The sequence below is a fragment of the Streptomyces sp. NPDC090445 genome, from assembly GCF_044769385.1.
Taxonomy (GTDB): Bacteria; Actinomycetota; Actinomycetes; order Streptomycetales; family Streptomycetaceae; genus Streptomyces.
In genome coordinates this window covers 71,534-89,024 of the sequence record NZ_JBIVXV010000013.1, presented here as the reverse complement: position 1 = coordinate 89,024, position 17,491 = coordinate 71,534, and the positions used below count along the sequence as shown (strand labels likewise).

At 76.1% G+C, this 17,491-nt stretch carries 10 protein-coding genes; 4 read left to right on the top strand and 6 right to left on the bottom strand.

Annotated elements, in window-relative coordinates:
* Positions 1-46: 46 nt before the first annotated feature.
* The gene (locus ACIQUT_RS23765; protein ID WP_403565429.1) at positions 47-880 is read right to left on the bottom strand and encodes a response regulator transcription factor; all 834 of its coding nucleotides are present in this window, start codon (positions 878-880) and stop codon (positions 47-49) included.
* A 211-nt stretch (positions 881-1,091) separates the two neighbouring features.
* Here ACIQUT_RS23765 and ACIQUT_RS23760 point away from each other — a divergent pair, with 211 nt between their 5' ends.
* The 4 genes from ACIQUT_RS23760 (at position 1,092) to ACIQUT_RS23745 (ending at position 5,016) form a co-directional block, all read left to right on the top strand.
* Positions 1,092-1,376, top strand: coding sequence for a phosphopantetheine-binding protein (locus ACIQUT_RS23760; RefSeq protein WP_403565428.1), 285 nt, complete (start codon positions 1,092-1,094; stop codon positions 1,374-1,376).
* Positions 1,377-1,610: 234 nt separating this feature from the next.
* The gene (locus tag ACIQUT_RS23755) at positions 1,611-2,720 is read left to right on the top strand and encodes an LLM class flavin-dependent oxidoreductase (protein WP_403565427.1); all 1,110 of its coding nucleotides are present in this window, start codon (positions 1,611-1,613) and stop codon (positions 2,718-2,720) included.
* Positions 2,721-2,821: 101 nt separating this feature from the next.
* Positions 2,822-3,979, top strand: coding sequence for an N-methyl-L-tryptophan oxidase (gene solA / locus ACIQUT_RS23750; protein WP_403565425.1), 1,158 nt, complete (start codon positions 2,822-2,824; stop codon positions 3,977-3,979).
* Between the two features lie 50 nt (positions 3,980-4,029).
* The gene (locus ACIQUT_RS23745) at positions 4,030-5,016 is read left to right on the top strand and encodes a BTAD domain-containing putative transcriptional regulator (RefSeq protein WP_403565423.1); all 987 of its coding nucleotides are present in this window, start codon (positions 4,030-4,032) and stop codon (positions 5,014-5,016) included.
* Between the two features lie 139 nt (positions 5,017-5,155).
* Here ACIQUT_RS23745 and ACIQUT_RS23740 read toward each other — a convergent pair whose 3' ends face one another.
* Genes ACIQUT_RS23740 through ACIQUT_RS23720 form a run of 5 tightly spaced genes read right to left on the bottom strand, consistent with a single transcriptional unit; the run spans position 5,156 to position 17,478 of the window.
* Positions 5,156-6,841: an ABC-F family ATP-binding cassette domain-containing protein gene (locus ACIQUT_RS23740; RefSeq protein WP_403565421.1), complete on the bottom strand. Its 1,686-nt coding sequence runs from the start codon at positions 6,839-6,841 to the stop codon at positions 5,156-5,158.
* Positions 6,838-7,752, bottom strand: coding sequence for a 4'-phosphopantetheinyl transferase family protein (locus tag ACIQUT_RS23735; RefSeq protein WP_403565419.1), 915 nt, complete (start codon positions 7,750-7,752; stop codon positions 6,838-6,840). Before ACIQUT_RS23735 ends, ACIQUT_RS23740 begins: the two co-directional genes overlap by 4 nt.
* Positions 7,749-8,558 (bottom strand): thioesterase II family protein, encoded by an 810-nt coding sequence (locus tag ACIQUT_RS23730; RefSeq protein WP_403565417.1) that lies wholly within the window; start codon positions 8,556-8,558, stop codon positions 7,749-7,751. Before ACIQUT_RS23730 ends, ACIQUT_RS23735 begins: the two co-directional genes overlap by 4 nt.
* A 33-nt stretch (positions 8,559-8,591) precedes the next feature.
* Positions 8,592-9,479, bottom strand: a complete 888-nt coding sequence (gene fabD, locus ACIQUT_RS23725) for an ACP S-malonyltransferase (RefSeq protein ID WP_403565416.1) — start codon at positions 9,477-9,479, stop codon at positions 8,592-8,594.
* A gap of 31 nt (positions 9,480-9,510) precedes the next feature.
* Positions 9,511-17,478 (bottom strand): amino acid adenylation domain-containing protein, encoded by a 7,968-nt coding sequence (locus ACIQUT_RS23720; protein ID WP_403565415.1) that lies wholly within the window; start codon positions 17,476-17,478, stop codon positions 9,511-9,513.
* Positions 17,479-17,491 lie beyond the last annotated feature (13 nt).

The window sequence follows — 17,491 nt, the reverse complement described above, 5'->3', positions numbered from 1 at the left end:
CGGACGGCTGACGCGCCTGACGTGCCCGGGTGTGGCCGGCGGGCGGTCAGCGGGTCCGCCGCAGCCCGGTCTCGTACGCGTAGACCACGGCCTGGACGCGGCTGCGCAGCCGGAGCTTGCCCAGCAGGTTCTGCACGTGGGACTTGACGGTGTGCTCCGAGAGCATCAGCTCGTCGGCGATCTCCGCGTTGGACAGGCCGCGGGCGATCAGGTCCAGTACCTCGGTCTCCCGCGCCGTCAGTTCGGCGGGGTCGACGTCGGAGACCTCGGCGCGGCGGAAGCCTCCGTCGTCGTCGGGTGTCCGCCGGGACGGCCGGCGGCTGAGGTGGTAGCCGGCGGCAGCCATCCGCACCGCGGCGGCGAGGTCCGCGGGCGCCACCGTGGCGGGGAGGGAGCCGTTCAGGTGGGGGCCGGGCTCGGCCGGCTCCGGGCCGCCGACGGCCAGCAGCGGTGTCCCGCCGAGGTCCTGGCTTCCGGGCAGCCCGATCAGCTGCGGGTCCGGCACCCCGTGGAGCACCATGACGTCGGGGCAGCTGATCCTCAGGTCCGCCAGGGCCCGGGGGCCGGGTTCGCCCTCGGCCGCGACCACGACCCCCGGCTGGCTCTCCAGCAGGGCGCGCAGGCCGGCCCGGGCGAGGGCGTCGGGCGCCAGCAGGAAGACCCGGACGGTGTCCGCGCCGTCGGGCGCGGGCTCCTCGGGGCGGACGACGTCGTGGTGGGACGGCGCCCACCGGTACGCGGCGGGCGGCGCGGCCCGGTCCGCGAGCGGGGGCAGGAGGGTGTGCCGGCCGCGGGGCCGGGCCGGCTCGGCTCCGCCGGGCAGGACCCGCAGCGCGGCGGTCCCACTGGATGCGGGCCAGCCCTGTGCTCGCCGTTCCATCCTCACTCCCAACGTCTGCGGTGTCCGTGTCCCGGGGGGCCGCCGCACGGTGCGGGGCGTCCTCCCGAGAGCAGAAGGTAGCCGCGGACGGGCCGCCGGCGCCGGTTTCTCAAGCGCGTTTCAAGCGCTTCGCCAATACCGTCCCAGCGGGAAATTCAGGAGCCGCGGAGGGGATTTCGCCGGAGCATTTCCGATGCTACGTTTCCTGGCCATGAACACCGCATCCGAGACCCCGCCCATGTCCGAAGAAGTGCCCATGACCAAGGAAGTACTGCGCTCCCTGATCGCCGACAGCATGGGGCTGGCAGCCCACGAGATGCCGGGCGACGACGAGGACCTCGTCGATTACGGCCTGCACTCGATCGCGGTTATGCAGGTCGTGAGCCTCTGCCAGCAGCGCGGCGTCGAGGTCACGTTCCCCGAGCTCATCGCCACGCCGACGGTGGACGCCTGGTGGCGGGCGCTGTCCGCGGCCGACCGCGCGGCAGCCCGCTGAGCGGCCCCCACCACCCCTGCCACCCCTGCCACCCCTGCCACCCCCGCCGCCCCCGGCGCGGAGGACCGCGCCCCACGCTCGCTTGAGAGCCGTTGGAACCCCGCTGGGAGGGCGGTCGCGAAAATCCGGCCGCGGCCGCCCGCCCGGTTATCGTTCTGCTCTCCGGGCGCATTCACCGATTATCTCGCCCTATTTCCCCAGTGCCCCCGCACCGAACCTTCGGACGGAGTCGTCATGGAATTCGGAGTCAATTTCTTCCCGGTCGTGGACCCGGAACGGAAGAGTGCTGCCGAGTATTACGCCGAGAGTCTTCGGCTGGTCGAACTGGCCGAGTCGCTCGGCTACGAGCACGTACAGATCGTCGAGCACTACGGCTCCCCGTACGGCGGCTACAGTCCCGATCCGGTGGCGTTCCTGGCCGCCGCCGCCGCGCGGACCAGCCGCATCCGGCTCGCGACCGGCGCCGTGATCGCCGCCTTCACCCACCCCGTCAAGCTCGCCGCCACCCTGGCGATGCTCGACAACCTCTCGCACGGCCGCCTCGACGTCGGCTTCGGACGGGCGTTCCTGCCCGACGAGTTCGAGGCCTTCGGCGTGCCGATCGAGGAGAGCCGCGCCCGGTTCGACGACGGCATCGCGGCCTGCATCGCGCTGTGGACCGAGGAGAACACGGTCTTCGAGGGCGCCGTCCACCGGTTCGGCCCCTTCACCGGCTTCCCCCGCCCCTACCAGCAGCCCCACCCGCCGGTGTTCGTCGCCTCCGCCAGCAGCCCGGACTCCTGCGCGGCGGCCGGCCGGGCCGGCCACCACCTCCAGGTCGTGCCGTCGGTGACCACCCGTCAGGGCCTGAAGGAGATGATCGAGGGCTACCGGCAGGCGCGCGCCGCCGCCGGGCACCCGGGCGGCGGGCGGATCCAGGTGAAGTACACCTGCTACGTGTCCGAGGACCGCGGCCTGGCGCTGGCGGACGCCCGCGAGCAGGAGCAGAACTACGTGTCCCGGATGGCCGAGGCGGTCTCGTCCTGGGCCCACACCCGCAGCAGCCAGTACCCCGGCTACGAGCGGTTCGTGGAGAAGGCCCGCGGCTACGACTTCGACCGGGCGCTGGCCGACGGCAAGGTCCTCGCCGGCACCCCGCAGGACGTCACCGAGCAGGTCCGGGAGATCGCCGCCGAGTACGGGTCGGACCTGTGCCTGAGCCTCCAGTTCAGCCCCGGCCACCTGCCGTTCGAGCGGGCGGCGCGGGCCATGGAGCTGTTCGCCCTGCAGGTCGCCCCCTCCTTCACCGGCGGGGCCGGTGCGGCCGCCGGGGCGGAGGCCGCCGCGGTGCCGGCGGCTGGCTGAGCCGGACCCACCGGCCCCGCCGGCGGCAGCACGCGCCGGCGGGGCCGCACCGGAGCACATCGCGACACGAGACGGACACGAGGAGAAGAGGAGAAGGGGACATGGCCCGTACAGCCACCGGCCTGGACGCCGAGGCCGCCGTCGTGGGGCTGGGCGCCTGGGGCGCCTGCGCCCTGTGGCAGCTGGCCCGGCACGGGGTCGACGTCATCGGCATCGACCGCTACGGCATCGGCAACGTGCACGGTTCCTCGTACGGCGAGAGCCGGATGTTCCGCACCGCCTGCCTGGAGCACCCGGGCCTGGTCCCGCTCGCGCAGCGCTCGCGGGAGCTGTGGGCCGAGCTGGAGGAGCAGACCGGCCGGGTGCTGATGGAGCGGACCGGGGCCATGCTGATCGGCCCGCCCGGCGGGCGGATCGTCGGCGGTGCGCTGCGGGCGGCCCGCGAGCACCGGCTGGACGTCGAGCTGCTCGACCCGGCCGCCATGCGCGAGCGGGTCCCCGCGCATGCCGGGCTGCCGGACGACCACGTGGGCGTGCTGGAGCCGGCCGGCGGGCTGACCTACCCCGAGCACACCATCGCCGCGGCGGTCGACGCGGCCCGGGCGGCCGGGGCCCGGGTGGTCACCGACACCCGGGTCACCGCGATCGAACCCGGCGGCGACGGCATCGTGGTGCGCACCGCGCTGCGGACGCTCCGCGTGGCCCGGGTGGTGGTGGCCGCGGGACCGTGGCTGTCCCAGCTGGTGCCGGGGCTCCCCCTCGACGTGCTGCGGATGCCGACGACCTGGTTCACCCCGGCCGAGCCCGATCCGCGGTTCACCCTGGAGCGGCTGCCGGTGTTCATGCGCGAGCTGGCCGACGGGAACGTGATCTGGGGCCACGGCACCCTGCCCGGCGGCACCGAGGTCAAGCTCGGCCTGGAGGACGGGGGACGCCACTTCCGCGTCGTCGACCCCGAGAACATGGACCGCTCGGTCTCCCCTGCCGACTGGTCGGTGCTCTCCCGCATCCTCCCGGCGGCCGTGCCCGGCCTCGGCGACACCCCCTCGCGGGCCACGGCCAACCTGTACGCGCGCACCCCGGACGGCCAGTTCGTCCTCGGCCCGCTGCGGCACGACCCGCGGATCATCGTCGCGGGCGGGTGCAACAGCCACGGCTTCAAGCACGCGACCGGGATCGGCGAGGCCGTCGCCGACATGGTCCGCGGCAGGACCCCGGCCGTCCCGCTCGGTTTCGCCGACCCGAACTCCCTGCGCTGACGCCCCGGCACCCGTCCCACGACCCCATCCGGACGCATAGGTGAGGAAAGATGCAGTTCCGCATTCTCGGCCCTGTAGAGATCCACGACGAGCGGAGCGGCCTGCGGATCGTACCCACGGGCTCCAAGCAGCGCGTCCTGCTGGGCGCCCTGGTCGTGAAGGCCGGCCATCTGCTGTCGTACCACCGCCTGATCGACGAGCTGTGGGGCGAGCACCCGCCGGCGAACCCGGCCAACGCCCTCCAGGCCCACATCGCCCGGCTCAGGAAGCTGCTGGAGGACGCCGGATCGACCGGTCAGGAGCGGATCGACACCCACGCGCTGGGCTACCAGCTGCACACCGGGCCGGACGCGACCGACGCCGGCAGGTTCCACCGGCTGTGCGCCCAGGGCCGGGCCGTGATCGCCACCGACCCCGAGCAGGCCGTCCACCTGCTGCGCCAGGCGCTCGCCCTGTGGCGGGGCCCCGCGCTGCAGGGCAGCCTCGGCGGGGACATCTGCCTGGCGGAGGCCGCCCAGCTGGAGGAGAACCGGCTGGTCGCCCTGGAGACGCTCTACGAGGCCAGCCTGCGGGCCGGCCTGCACCACGAGATCACCGGCGAGCTCGAGGAGCTCATCGGTGACAACCAGGTCCGGGAGCGGTTCTACGAGCTGCTGATGGTCGCCCTCCACCGCTGCGGCCGGCAGGCGGAGGCGCTCGGCACGTACGAGCGGGCCCGGACGCGGCTGGCCGAGGAGCTGGGGGTGGAACCCGGTGCGGCGCTGCGCCGACGGGTCCGGTCGATCCTCAGCCCCGGCCGCGAGCCGGCCCCTGCCGCGGTGCGCCCGGCGGCGCAGGTGGTCCGCTCCCTCCCGCCGCGGCCCGGCACCGCCGGGCCGCGGGCCTCGGCGCCGGCCCCCCAGGGCGGGGCCGTCGTCCTCGACCTCGGCGACGAACTGGCGCGGCTGCGCAGGCGGTTGGAGAACCTGACCCGCGAGCAGGAGGACCTCGCCCGCCGGTTCGACCAGCTCACCGCCCGCACCGCGGCCGCCCGCTGACCCCGGTCGGCGCCCGGCGCGGCGCCGTGCCCGCGCACGCACCCGGCCGGCACCGGCTCCCGCCCGGTCCCGCCCGGTCCCCGCTCAGTCCCCGCTCAGTCCCCGCCCGGTCCCCGCCCGGTCCCCGCTCAGTCCCCGCTCAGTCCCCGCTCAGTCCCCGCTCCAGGAGGAGCGTCCGGCCCGCCGACCTGCGCATCCGGCGGTCGTGGGTGACGGTGACCACCGGCCCGGGGAACTCGTCCAGCGCCGTCTGCAGGTCCTCGATCAGCGGCAGGCTCAGATGGTTGGTGGGCTCGTCCAGCAGCAGGACGTGCGGACGCATCGCCACCAGCCTGGCCAGGTCGAGCCGCCGGCGCTGACCGGCGCTCAGCGCGCCGACGGGCACCTGGAGATCGGCCGGGCGGAACAGGCCCAGCTCCAGCAGCTGTTCCGCCGCCTCGTCCTCGGTCGCGGCGACCACCTGCGCGTACGTGCGCAGCAGCGGGACCCGGCCGGCCGGGTATGCGCTCTCCTGGGGCAGGTGGCCGATCCGTACACCCTGACGGGTGGCGACGGTGCCGGAGGCGGGCTCCAGCTCCCCCGCGAGGACCCGCAGCAGCGTCGACTTGCCCGCCCCGTTGGGGCCCGCGACCACCAGCCGGTCGGTGCCGGTCAGGGCGAGTTCCGGCAGCCGGATGCCCTGGGCCGTGCGGACGTCCCTGAGCTCGATCAGCGGGCCGGCCTCCTGCCCGGCCTCCGCGGCTCCCCGGCCCGCCCGGTCGGCGAGGCCGACCGCGGTGAAGCTCAGCGGGGCGGGCGGTCGCGGCACCGCCTGGAGTTCGAGCCGCCTGATCTCCTCCTTGGCGGCGCGGGCGGTGCGTGCCACCGCCGCCTGGGCTCCGGCGCCGCGCAGGTCGTAGTTCATCTTGGCGTTGTCGCGCGGCGGCCGGTAGTGCCCGGCGGCCCGGTCGGAGCGGTTGAGCCGGAGCCGGGCCGCGGCGAGCGACTCCGTCCAGTTCTCGTAGTCCGCCTCCCAGCGCCGCCGGGCGGCCGCCTGCGCGGCGGCGTAGTCGCGGTAGGTTCCGCCGTAGCGGACGACCGACCCGCGCGGTCCGTCCAGGTCCAGCAGTCCGGTGACGGCGCCGTCCAGCAGGTCGCGGTCGTGGGAGGCGATCAGGCAGGGTCCCCTGAACTCGCGGAGCCAGCCGGCGAGCCACTCGACGGCCTCGTCGTCGAGGTGGTTGGTGGGCTCGTCCAGCAGCAGGGCGGGCGGCCCCTGGAGGACGAGCAGGGCGAGCCCGAGCCGGGCCCGCTCACCGCCGGAGAGCTGCCCGGCCAGGCGGTCGGACGGCAGCCGGTGCAGGCCGAGCGCCTGGAAGACCTCGAACGCCCTGGCCTCGAAGCGCCAGCCGTCGCGGGCCTCGAAGTCCTCCTGGAGCGCGGCGTACTCGTCGAGGAGCGCGGCCAGCCCGTCATCCTCGGCCGCGGCCATCAGCTGTTCGACCTCGTGCATCCGCGCGGCGATCCGGTCGATCTCGCGGCGGGCCTCGGCCAGGCAGCGGGCGAGGTCCCAGTCGGCGGGCAGGTCGGGTTCCTGGGACAGGTAGCCGGGGGTGCCGCCGCCGAGGCCGGCCCGGACCCGGCCGCCGTCCGGGGCGTCGAGGCCGGCCAGCACCCGGAGCAGGGTGGACTTGCCGACGCCGTTGTCCCCGATGAGGCCGAGGCGTTCGCCGGCCGAGACGGTCAGCGAGATCCCGTTGAGGACGGTGCGGTCGCCGCGGATCCGGGTCACGGAGTCGGCCGCGAGATGGGCGGTCGTGCCCGCCGCCCGTGCGGTTCCGATCATGCGACGCTCCTCTGGAGTTCGGTGTGGTGCGTTCGGTGGGGCGCGGCCCCGGCGATGGGGAGCGGGGCGGCGGACAGGGTCCCGGGGGCGAGCAGCGGGACGGGGTTCCCGGGGTGGAGGCTCGCGCGCAGGGCGGAGGGCCGCCACGGGAAGCCGGCGTGCAGCCGGAGCGCGGTCATCGGGGTGGCCCCCTCCTCGACCGCGAGGGAGACCAGCACCCCGGGCTCGGGTTCGAGTTCGAGCAGCCACCAGGTTCCCGACGGGTCGTCGGGCGGCGGTTCGAACGCGGCCACGCCGCCGTTCTCGGACAGCACGAAGCCGAACGAGTCGAAGGGCAGGCCGAGGCCGAGTCCGCGCGCCTTGGCATAGGCCTCCTTGAGCGTCCACAGGCGCAGCACCGTGCGGTCGTACGCCGCGCCCGCGGGTATCCGGGCCAGTCGGCTGCGCTCACCGGGCGTGAAGCTCTCGGCGATTCCGGCCAGTGCGCGGCTGTTCACCCGGTCGAGCCGTTCGACGTCGACCCCGACCCGGCGGCCCCGGCCGACGGCGATCGCATTGTATCCGTGGGCGTGCGAGAGGTTGAAGTCCAGCGGGCCCTCGCCGGCGGGCCAGCCGCCGTCGGGCGGCCGTACGGACGGCCGGCCCCGGTCGGACCTGCGCAGCTCGACCAGCGCCTCGGGGATGCCGGTCTCCAGCGAGAGCAGGCGCCGCACGAGGACGTGTGCCACGAGGTACTGGCGGCGGTCCCGCTCGAAGATGAACCGTTCCGCGGTCGCCCGTTCGTGCTCGTCCAGCCAGTGGCCGGCCAGGGCGGTGGCGGTGCCCGGCCCGAGGTCGTCGTTGGCGCAGACCCAGAGCCGGACCTCGCCGTCGGCGGGCGGCCGTGCGCCCGCGGCTGCCTGCGCGCTCATCGCACCGCTCCCGCCACCGGGCGGCCCGCGGTCGCGGTCGCGGTCCGGACCTGTTCGGTGATCAGCCGGACCATCTCGGCGGGGCGGCCGCGGAAGTAGAAGTGGTCGCCGTCGAAGAGGTGGAGGCCGAGGAATCGTTCGGCGTGCTGCTGCCAGGCGGCCAGCCGCTCGGGCGAGACCACCACGTCGTCGGCGCCGCCGAAGACCGACAGCGGGACGGACAGCGGCGGCGTGTGCGGCCGCGGGCTCCAGGTCTCCACCAGCCGCAGGTCGTTGCGGATCATCGGTCCGAACAGCTGCCAGATGTCCGGGTCCTCCAGGACCTCGGGCGGGGTGCCGCCCATCCGGGCCAGGTGGTGGCGGAGTTCCGCGTCGGGCATGCGGTGGCGGTTGTCGGCCGGGCCCGGCTGCCGCGGCGCGCCGCGGGCCGACAGGCCGAGCCAGACGGGCAGCGGCAGCCCTTCGGCGGCCAGCCGGTTGGTGAGCTCGTAGGCGGCCAGGCCGCCCATGCTGTGGCCGAAGAAGGCGAAGGGGCGGTCCATCGCGAGCACGATCTCGTCGTGGAAGAAGTCCACCAGCCGTTCGGCGTCGGCGCAGGCCGGCAGGTCGGTCAGCCGGCCCCGGCCGGGGGCGTCCAGCAGGTGGATCTCCCAGTCGGCGGGGAAGTGCGCGATCCAGTCGCGGTACAGCAGATGGGAGCCGCCGGCGTGGTGGAACAGAAACAGGCGCAGGGCCGCTCCCGGGACCGGGCGGGGGCAGTAGCCCGCTCCGGCCTGCGGGCGGAACCTCGGGGTGTTGCTCGTCATCGCGTCTCCTTCGTGTGGTGCGTGGGCGTCGCCTCAGGCGACGGCCTGGCGCGGGCGGGCCGCGCGGGCGGGCTCGGCGTCCCGCTTGATCTGCCGGACCATGCTGGTCAGCACGGTGCTCTCGCCGATCTCGGTGAACTGCGCGTCGGGCTCGTCGAGCAGGGCGCGGACGGTCTCGTGCCAGCGCACGGGGTGGTCGATCTGCTGGAGCAGCAGGTCCGCGGCCAGTTCGGCGCGATACGGCTCCGCGGTGCGGTTGGCGATCACGGGGAAGGCCGGCGGCCGGAGCCGGGCGGCCCGTACCACCGGGGCGAGCGCGGCGGCGGCAGGGGCCATGTACCGGGAGTGGAAGGGGCCGCTGACGTCCAGTCGGCGGACCATGCGCGCGCCGGCGTCCTCCAGTACCTGGCCGGCCTCCTCCAGGTCCTCCACCGGCCCGGCCAGCACGGTCTGGACCGCGGTGTTGAGGTTGGCGAGGTCCAGCGTTCCGAATCCGGCGCGCAGCAGCAGGAAGCGCAGCTTCGTCTCGGTGAGCCCGACGACCGCGCTCATCCCTCCGCCGCCCACCTCGGCCATGGCCGCGGCGCGGGCGGCGACCAGCCGCAGGCCGTCGGCGAAGCCGAAGACCCCGGCGGCCTCCAGGGCGTTGTACTCGCCCAGGCTGTGGCCGATCGCGATGTCGGGGCGGGCGCCGTCCTCGACGGCCGCGCGGTGGGCGAGGGCGTTCACCGCGAACATCGCGGGCTGGGTGTAGCGGGTGTTGCCGAGCCTGCCCTCGGGGTCCTCCAGGCACAGCCGGCGCAGGCTGTAGCCGAGCGTGTCGCTGGCCTCGCGTTCGAGGTCGGGGAAGCGGTCGAAGAGCGTACGGCCCATGCCGACGCGCTGCGCTCCCTGGCCGGGGAACATGAAGATCCGGGTCATCGTCGTTGGCTTCCTTCTCGGGGGAGGTCGTTCAGGCGGGTACGGCGACGGGGAAGGCGAGCTCGGCCAGGGCCGCGAGGTCCGGGGCGGTGAAGAGCGACTCCAGGGGGAGCTCGCTGCCTCCGTCGGCGGCCACCCGGGCGGCGATCCGCAGCAGCTGGCGGCTGGTGACGCCCATCGCGAACAGGTCGTCGGCGGGGGCGAGCCGGTCCGGCGCCGCCCCGGTCTCCTGGGCGACGATGCCGGCCATCCGCTCGAACGGCGTCGGTCCGGTCCCGGTCGGGCCGTCCGGCTGCTGCCCGTTCTCCGGCCGCGGGGCCGCGGCGGCGGGCGCCGGGGAGGCGGGCGCGGCGGCGGGGGCGGCGGGCACCGGGAGCGGCACCCGGCGGACGGCCAGCGGCACCGGCGGCAGCGCCCGGCGGCGCGGCGCGGCGGACGCGGCGGGCGCGGCGGGCGCGGCGGGCGCGGCGGGCGCGGCGGGCGCGGCGGGCGCGGCGGGCGCGGCGGGCGCGGCGGGCGCGGCGGGCGCGGCGGGCGGCGGGAGCTCGCCGCCGGCCGACCAGGCCGCCGTCAGCGCGCGCTGGTCCGGCGTCGTCGCGGCGGCCTCGACGGTGGCGCCGCTGCCGTCGCGCAGCACGCGCTCGGCGAGGGTGCGCAGCGCGTCGGCGGCCCGGCCGCGGTCGGCGGCCACCGCCCCGCGGACGGGGCGCGCCCGGCGGCCTTCCCGCAGCGTACGGGCGACGGCGGCGAGGCCGAGACCGGGGTCGGCGTCCAGCTCCTCGGCGAGGGAGCGGGCCCAGCGGGCCAGGTTCTCCGGGCTGTCCGCGGAGAGCACCAGGACCTCGGTCCCCTCGCCGGCGCCCGCGTCGGCGCCGGCCGGTGCCGCGGTCGCGGTCGCGGCGGCGGGCGGCTCCTCGACCACGAGGCTGCCGTACGATCCGCCGCCGGCGAAGCCGTTGACCAGGGCCCGGCGGATGCCGCCGGGCGCGGTGCGCCACCGGTCGGCGGACGGGCCGGCCAGGGCCGCGGATCCGCCGTACGCGGCGAGTGCCGGGTTGGCGGCCGAGGTGAGCCGGGTCGGGTAGAGCCGGTCCCGGCGGAACTGGGCGATGAGCTTGCCGAGCTGGGCGAAGACGGAGGCCGCCTCCAGGTGGCCGGTGTTCGGCTTGACGGAGCCGACCGGCACGGGCCCGAGGCCCGCGTCGGCGCCGTTCCCGGTTCCGGTCGCACCGCCGTTGCCGGCGCCGGTGGCGCCGAACAGCCGTCCCAGCGCGGTGAACTCGAGCGCGTCGGCCAGTGCCGCGCCGGCCGCCGCCGCCTCGACGTAGCCGATGTCCCCGGCCGTCAGCCGGGCGTCGGCGAGCGCGGCCCGCATCACCTGCTCCTGGCGGCGCGGGTCCGGGATCCCGAACTGGCGGGTCGTCCCCGCGTGCAGCAGCGCGCCGCCGCGCAGCACGGCGTGGACGGGGTCGCCGTCCGCCAGGGCCCGGTCGAGCGGCTTGAGCAGGACCGCGCCGACGCCCTCCCCGACCAGCCAGCCGCTGGCCCGGTCGGTGAAGGCGCAGGAGTCCTCCTGCTCGGCGACCAGGCCCAGCTCGGACAGCACGTCCAGGTGGTCCGGGTGCAGGACCAGGTTGCTGCCGGCCGCGACGGCGGCCTCGCACCGGCCGTCGGCGACGGCCCGGAAGGCCGCCTCGACGGCCGCCAGCCCGGAGACGCAGCCGGTGTCGATCACCAGGCTCGGGCCGGTCAGGCCGAACGCGTGCGAGATGCGGTGCGCGAGCCCGCCGCGGGTGGCGTGGGTGCCGGTCCGGCCCTCGGCCCGGGCCGCCACCCCGTACAGCGCGTGGTCCTGCCACATCGACCCGACGAACACGCCGACCTGGCCGGTCTCCGACAGCCGCTCGGGGGTGAGCGCGGCGTCCTCCAGGCAGTGCCGGGTGACCGTCAGCAGCAGCCGCTCCTGCGGGTCGACGGCCGCCGCCTCGGCGTCCGCGAGCCCGAACTCCTCGGCCTCCACGGCGGTCACGTCGGCCAGGTAGCCGCCGACGCGGGCGCCGGCGCGCCGGGCGTTGCTGCGCAGCGGGGCCCAGCGCTCCTCGGGGGCGGGGCCGAGACCGGAGTCGCCGGCCGCCAGCATCGCGTCCAGCCCGCGCAGGTCGTCGGCCCCGGGCAGCCGGGCCGCGAAGCCGACCACGGCCACCGGGCGCGGCCCGGCCGGCACCGGCGCGCTCTCCTGCGGCCGCTCGGCGGCGACCAGCTCGGCGCGGCGGCTCAGCGCCGGCCCGGACAGGGCACCGCCCCACAGCGAGACCAGCAGCTCCTGGTCGTCCTGGAGGCCGAAGTGCCCGCGCACCGCGCCGAAGTCCATCTCCCCCACGGCGCACATGCCGAGGCCGCGCTCGGGGGCGGCGGTCAGCAGGAGCTGGGCGACGTGCCCCGCCTCGATCATCGAGAACCGGGCGGCGTTGCGCTCGCCGTACGCCGGCGCGATGGCCGCCGGGGTGGACACCAGGAAGACGCCGAACGCGGAGGCGTCCACCAGGGCGCGGTTGTGGAAGACGTGGACGTCGGTGCCGAAGCGGGCCTGCGGGTCGATCGCCACCAGGGCGCGCTCGCCCGGGTGCAGGTAGTAGAGGCCGCCTTCGACGCCCTCCACGGCGCCCGGCCGGACGTACAGGTAGACCTGCACCGGGTAGAAGCCGCCCGCGGACGGGTAGCGGTGCTTGGCCCGGCCGTCGAGCTCGCCGCGGGCCAGGGTGCTCAGCAGCTCGGTGAGCCGGTCGCCGGGCAGCGGCCCGTCGGCGAACTCGCGGAACGCGGAGGCGTCGTACTGCGCCCGCCGGTCCTCCGGTCCGGCCGCCGGGAACGGCAGCCGGGCCAGCGACCCGGGCAGCCGGCGCTCGGCGACCCGGGCCTCCTTGAACGCGGCCTTGGCCTGCGGGTCGAGGGCGATCCGGATGTCGGTGCGGGTTGCCTGCGGCGCGGGAGCGGCCTGCGGGGCGGGGGCGGGGGCGGGGGCCAGGCTTGCGGCGATGCCGCGGGCGGTGGGGGTCTGGATCAGGGCGTCCACCGGGACGTCCGCCCCGAACCGCTCGGCGAGCTCCTGGGCCAGCCGGATCATCGTGAACGAGGTCGCGCCCAGGTCGAACAGGTCGGTGTCCGGGTCGACCTCCGCCAGGCCGAGCAGGCCGGCAGCCAGCTCAGCCACAGCCGCCGCGTCGGCCTCCGGACCGGCCGGGGCGGCCGTTCCGGCCGTCTCCGGCTCGGTCCGGCCGGCGGCGGCCTGGCCGGCGCGGACGGCGGCCAGCAGCGCGGTGACGGTCGGCCCGCTGATCAGGGCGTCCACGGACAGGGAGACACCGGTCAGCCGCTCGATCTCCTGGGCCAGCCGGATCATCGTGAACGAGGTCGCGCCCAGGTCGAACAGGTCGGCGTCGGGGTCGACCGCCTCCAGCCGGAGGCATTCGGCGACGGCCGCCTCGACGAGCGCGGCGGTCCCCTCCTCGGGTCGTCCGGGCCGGGGGTCGTACACGGGGTCCTCCTCGATGGCGGGAGCCGGGTGGTCGGTGGGAACGGGGGTCTGGGGGGCGGCAGCGACCGAGACCGGAGCGGCCGAAGCGGCAGCGGCAGGAGCCGGAGCAGCAGCGGCGGAAGCCGGAGCGGTCGGCGCGGCCGGCGCGGAAGCCGGAGCGGCCGGAGTGGTCGGCGCGGAAGCCGGAGCGGCCGGAGTGGTCGGGGTGGTGTTGGTGAAGAGGGCTGTGGCGGCCGGGCGGTCGAGCTTGCCGTTGGCCGTCAGCGGCAGCCGGTCCACGAACCGGAAGCTGCTCGGCACCAGGTACGGCGGCAGGGAGCGGGCCAGGTCGCGGCGCAGCTGCCCGACGGACGGGGCCAGGGTGCCGTCGGCCTCGACGCACACCGCCGCCAGGACCTGCTCGCCGGTGGCCGGGTCGGTGACCGGGAGCACCCGGGCCTCGGACACCCCGGGCAGGTCGGTGAGCGCGGCCTCGACCTCCTCCGGTTCGATCCTCAGGCCGCGGAGCTTGAACTGGCTGTCGATCCGGCCGAGGTACCTGATCTCGCCGTCCGGGCCGAGCTGTCCCAGGTCGCCGGTGCGGTACAGGCGCGGTGACGGGTCGTCGGCGAACGGGGAGGACACGAAGCGCTCGGCGGTCAGCTCGGGCCGGCCGTGGTAGCCGAGCGCGACGCCCGCGCCGCCGATGACGATCTCGCCCGGCGTGCCGTCCGGCACCCGTGCCATCCGCTCGTCCACCAGGTGGATGCGGGTGCGGGCGATCGGCCGGCCGATCGGCACGGTGGGTTCGTCCCAGTCGGGGCGGCACGCCCAGTGGGTCACGTCGATGGCGGCCTCGGTCGGGCCGTACAGGTTGTGCAGCTCGGCGCCGCCCGGCAGGACCTGGAAGAACTGCTTCATGGTCGCGACCGGGAGCGCCTCGCCGCTGGCGAAGACGTACCGCAGCGACGCGCAGCCGGATGCCGCCCGGTCGCGCAGGAACAGGCCGAGCACGGAGGGCACGAAGTGGGCGACCGTCACCCGCTCGTCGCGCAGCAGCCGGGCGAGGTAGCCGGGGTCGACGTGGCCGCCGGGCCGGGCGACCACGATGGACGCCCCGGCCAGCAGCGGCCAGAAGAACTCCCAGGCCGAGACGTCGAAGCCGTACGGGGTCTTCTGGGCGACCCGGTCCTCGGCGCCCAGCGGGAAGCGGTCCTGCATCCAGCGGACCCGGTTGACGAAGCCCCGGTGGGTGTTGCGGCAGCCCTTCGGCTTGCCGGTGGTGCCCGAGGTGTAGATCGTGTAGACGGGGTCGTCCGGGTCTATCTCCACCTGGGGGGGCGTCACCGGGCGGGACGCCAGCAGGGCCCGGTCCTCGTCGCGGTCCTGGCAGAGGACGACCGCGCCGGCGGCGGCCGGTACGGCGGCGAGCGCCGCGTCGGCGACCACCACACGCGCGCCGCTGTCCTCCAGCAGGTAGCGCACCCGCTCCGGCGGGTTGGCCGGGTCGACGGGGACGTACACGGCTCCGGCGCGCACGATGCCGACCAGCGCGACCACCAGGTCGTCGGAGCGGTTCATGTGCACGGCGACGTGGTCGCCCGGGCGGACCCCGGAGGCGATCAGCTGGTGGGCCAGCCGGGCCGTACGGTGGTCGAGCTCGCGGTAGTCGACGACGCGCCCGTCCCAGTGGACGGCCGGGCGGTCGGGGTGGCGGGTCAGCGCCTCGGCCAGCAGGCCGGTCATGGTCGGCGACGGCTCGCCGGCGAACTCGGCGGACCCGGCGGACCCGGCGGAGTCGACGGAGTCGACGAAGGAGCGGATCCGGCGCGCGTAGCCCTCGAACATGGTGTCCAGCCGGTCGGCGGAGAGGCAGCCCTCGGCGGCGTCCCACTGGCCGACCAGGTCGTCGCCGACGAGCAGCGGGACGTGGTCCAGCGCGACCTGGGCGGTCTGCGACTGGCTCTCGCGCAGCCGTACGCCGCGCGGGTGCAGGGCGGGATCGATCTCGGGCACCCGGGTGAAGACCACCGGCAGCCGCAGCCTGCCGCCGGAGCGGAAGACCCGGCCGCGCAGCTCGGCCAGGCCGGGCCGGACCTCGCCGCGCTCCAGGTCGGCGCGGACGCGGCCCCACAGCTCGCGGGCGCGCTGCGCGAAGTCGGCCGGCAGCGTGTCGTCGACCACCACCCAGGCCAGCTGGGTGAAGTCGGCGACCATGCGGTCCGCGCGGGCCAGGCCGGCGGGCCGGTCCCAGGAGACCACGGTCACGGTGAACGGCTCCGGGCCGAAGGTGCGGCGCAGCTCGTCGGTGTACGCGGTCAGCAGCACCATGTCGGCCGGGACGCCGATGGCGGCGGCCCGCTCGGTGAGGCGCCGCCAGGACCCGAGGTCCGTGCGGCGGTGCAGCCGGGCGGCCTGCGGGGCCGGGTCGGGGAGCGCGGGGCCGCCGGGCAGGGCGGCGAACTTCTCCCGCCAGGCGAGCCGGGCGGCCTCCGCCGGACCGTCCTGGCCGGGCGCGGCCAGGCCGAGCAGGTACGGGCCCGGGTCGGCGGGCTCGTCCAGCACCGCCGGGTCGCCGTCGTGCAGCGCGAACAGCTGGCCGAAGAGCAGTGCGAAGGAGCGGGCGTCGGCGAGCAGCGCGTCCAGGACGACGTGCAGGACGGTGGTGCCGTCCGGCAGGGTGCTGGCCTCCAGGGCGTACATCGGGCGGCTGCCCAGGGGGAAGGTGCCGCCGCGCAGCCGGGCGGCGGTGTCGGCGAGCGCCCGCTCGACCGGGGACCCTCCGTCGTCGGCCGACCCTTCGGCGGGCCGCAGGCCCGTCAGGTCGTGCCGGGCGATGCGGTAGTGGGGGACGGCCGGCGCGACCTCCAGGGTGCCGTCCTGGTGGACGGCGGCGCGCAGCATCGGGTGGTGGGCGACCAGCCGGTTCCAGGCCGCCTCCAGGGCGTCCACGTCGTGGTTCTCCAGGAGGAACTCCTGGTAGACGCGGGTCTCCGCGGCGCCGCCGAGGGTGCCGAGCCGTCCGACCAGGTAGGCCGACTGCACCTCGGTCAGCGGCAGTCGCCCGGCGGTGCCGGACGCCTGGCCGGCGGTCTCCGCGCCGGTGGTCTCCGTACCGGCGTCCGACGCGGCAGTGGTCGGCAGGTCCGTGGTCGGCAGGTCGGTGTCCCACGCGGCCGGGCCGAGCTCCGCGACCCGGCGCAGCAGGGCGCCGAGCCCCTCGAAGGCGGCCCGCACCTCGGCGCCGTCCAGCGCCCCGGGCAGGTAGTCCCAGGACACGTGGAGCTGCCCGGCGCGCTCCTGTACGCACATCTCCAGCTGGACGCCGGGGGTGCGGGTGGCGGATGCGTCGACGTCGACCAGCGCGGCCCAGTTGCCGGGGTCGTCGGCGCGCTGGTCGGCGATGCTGCCGAGCAGGCTGGTGAAGACGACCGGCACCGGGACCGCCCGGCGGCCGGGCTCGGTGCGGGCGCGCTCGCGCAGCGCGCGCACCCCGCTGACGTCGCCGTGCTCCAGGTCGCGCCAGAGCTGGCCGCTGACCTCGGAGACCAGCTCGCCCAGGGTTCCGGCCGCCTCGGGGGCGACGAAGACCGAGGTGGACAGGAACGGGCCGACCAGGCGGGCCACGTCGGCGTGGATCGGGAGGCGGTTGTAGGTGGTGAGGACCAGGGGCAGCGGTCCGCTGCCGGCGGCGCGCACGACAGCGGCGTTCAGCGCGAGCAGCATCGCCGACGGGGTGGCCCGGGCCGCGCGGGCGGCCTCCTTGGCGCGCTCCCACTGCTCGCGGTCCAGGTGGAGCGTGATGCGCCGGTGCCCGCCGTCGGCGGCGGCCGCCGGATCGGCGTCCCGGCGGGCGAGCGGCAGCGGCCGGCCGAAGTCCACGGCCCCGAGCTTGTCCCGCCAGTACGCGAGGGACTCCTCGGACGGGCGGCGGCCGCCGGTGGCGAGCGCGTAGTCCCGGAAGGAGATCTCCGGGACGCCGGGCTCCTCGCCGAACGCGTAGCGCGCGTACCAGTCCTGGAGCAGCAGCGAGACGCTCGGGCCGTCGGCGATCAGCTCGTCGACGGTGAGCATCACCTTGGTGCGCCCGCCGGGGAGTTCGGCGGCGGCGAGGGCGAACAGCGGCCAGCGGTGCGGGTCGATGGCGGCGGCGGACTGCCGGCGCATCTCCTCCAGGGCGGCGCGCTGCTCGTCGGGGCCGGCCGCCGTGAGGTCGCGGACCTCGAACCGGTACTCGGGCGCCTGTTCCAGGACGGTCTGGCGGGCGTCGGGCAGCAGGTGGGCGCGGAGCATGTCGGTGTCGGCGACGAGGCGGTTCCAGCTGTCCCGCAGCCGCGCCGGGTCGAGGCGGTCCGCCTCGAACTCCAGGTGGATCTGGGTGCCGCCGGTGTTTCCGCCCGCCGTACGGCCGACGTAGAAGGACTCCTGGACCTCGGTGAGGGAGAAGGGCTGGTACCGGTCGGCGGGGTTGCTCTGGATGGTCATGGCGTGGCGCCAA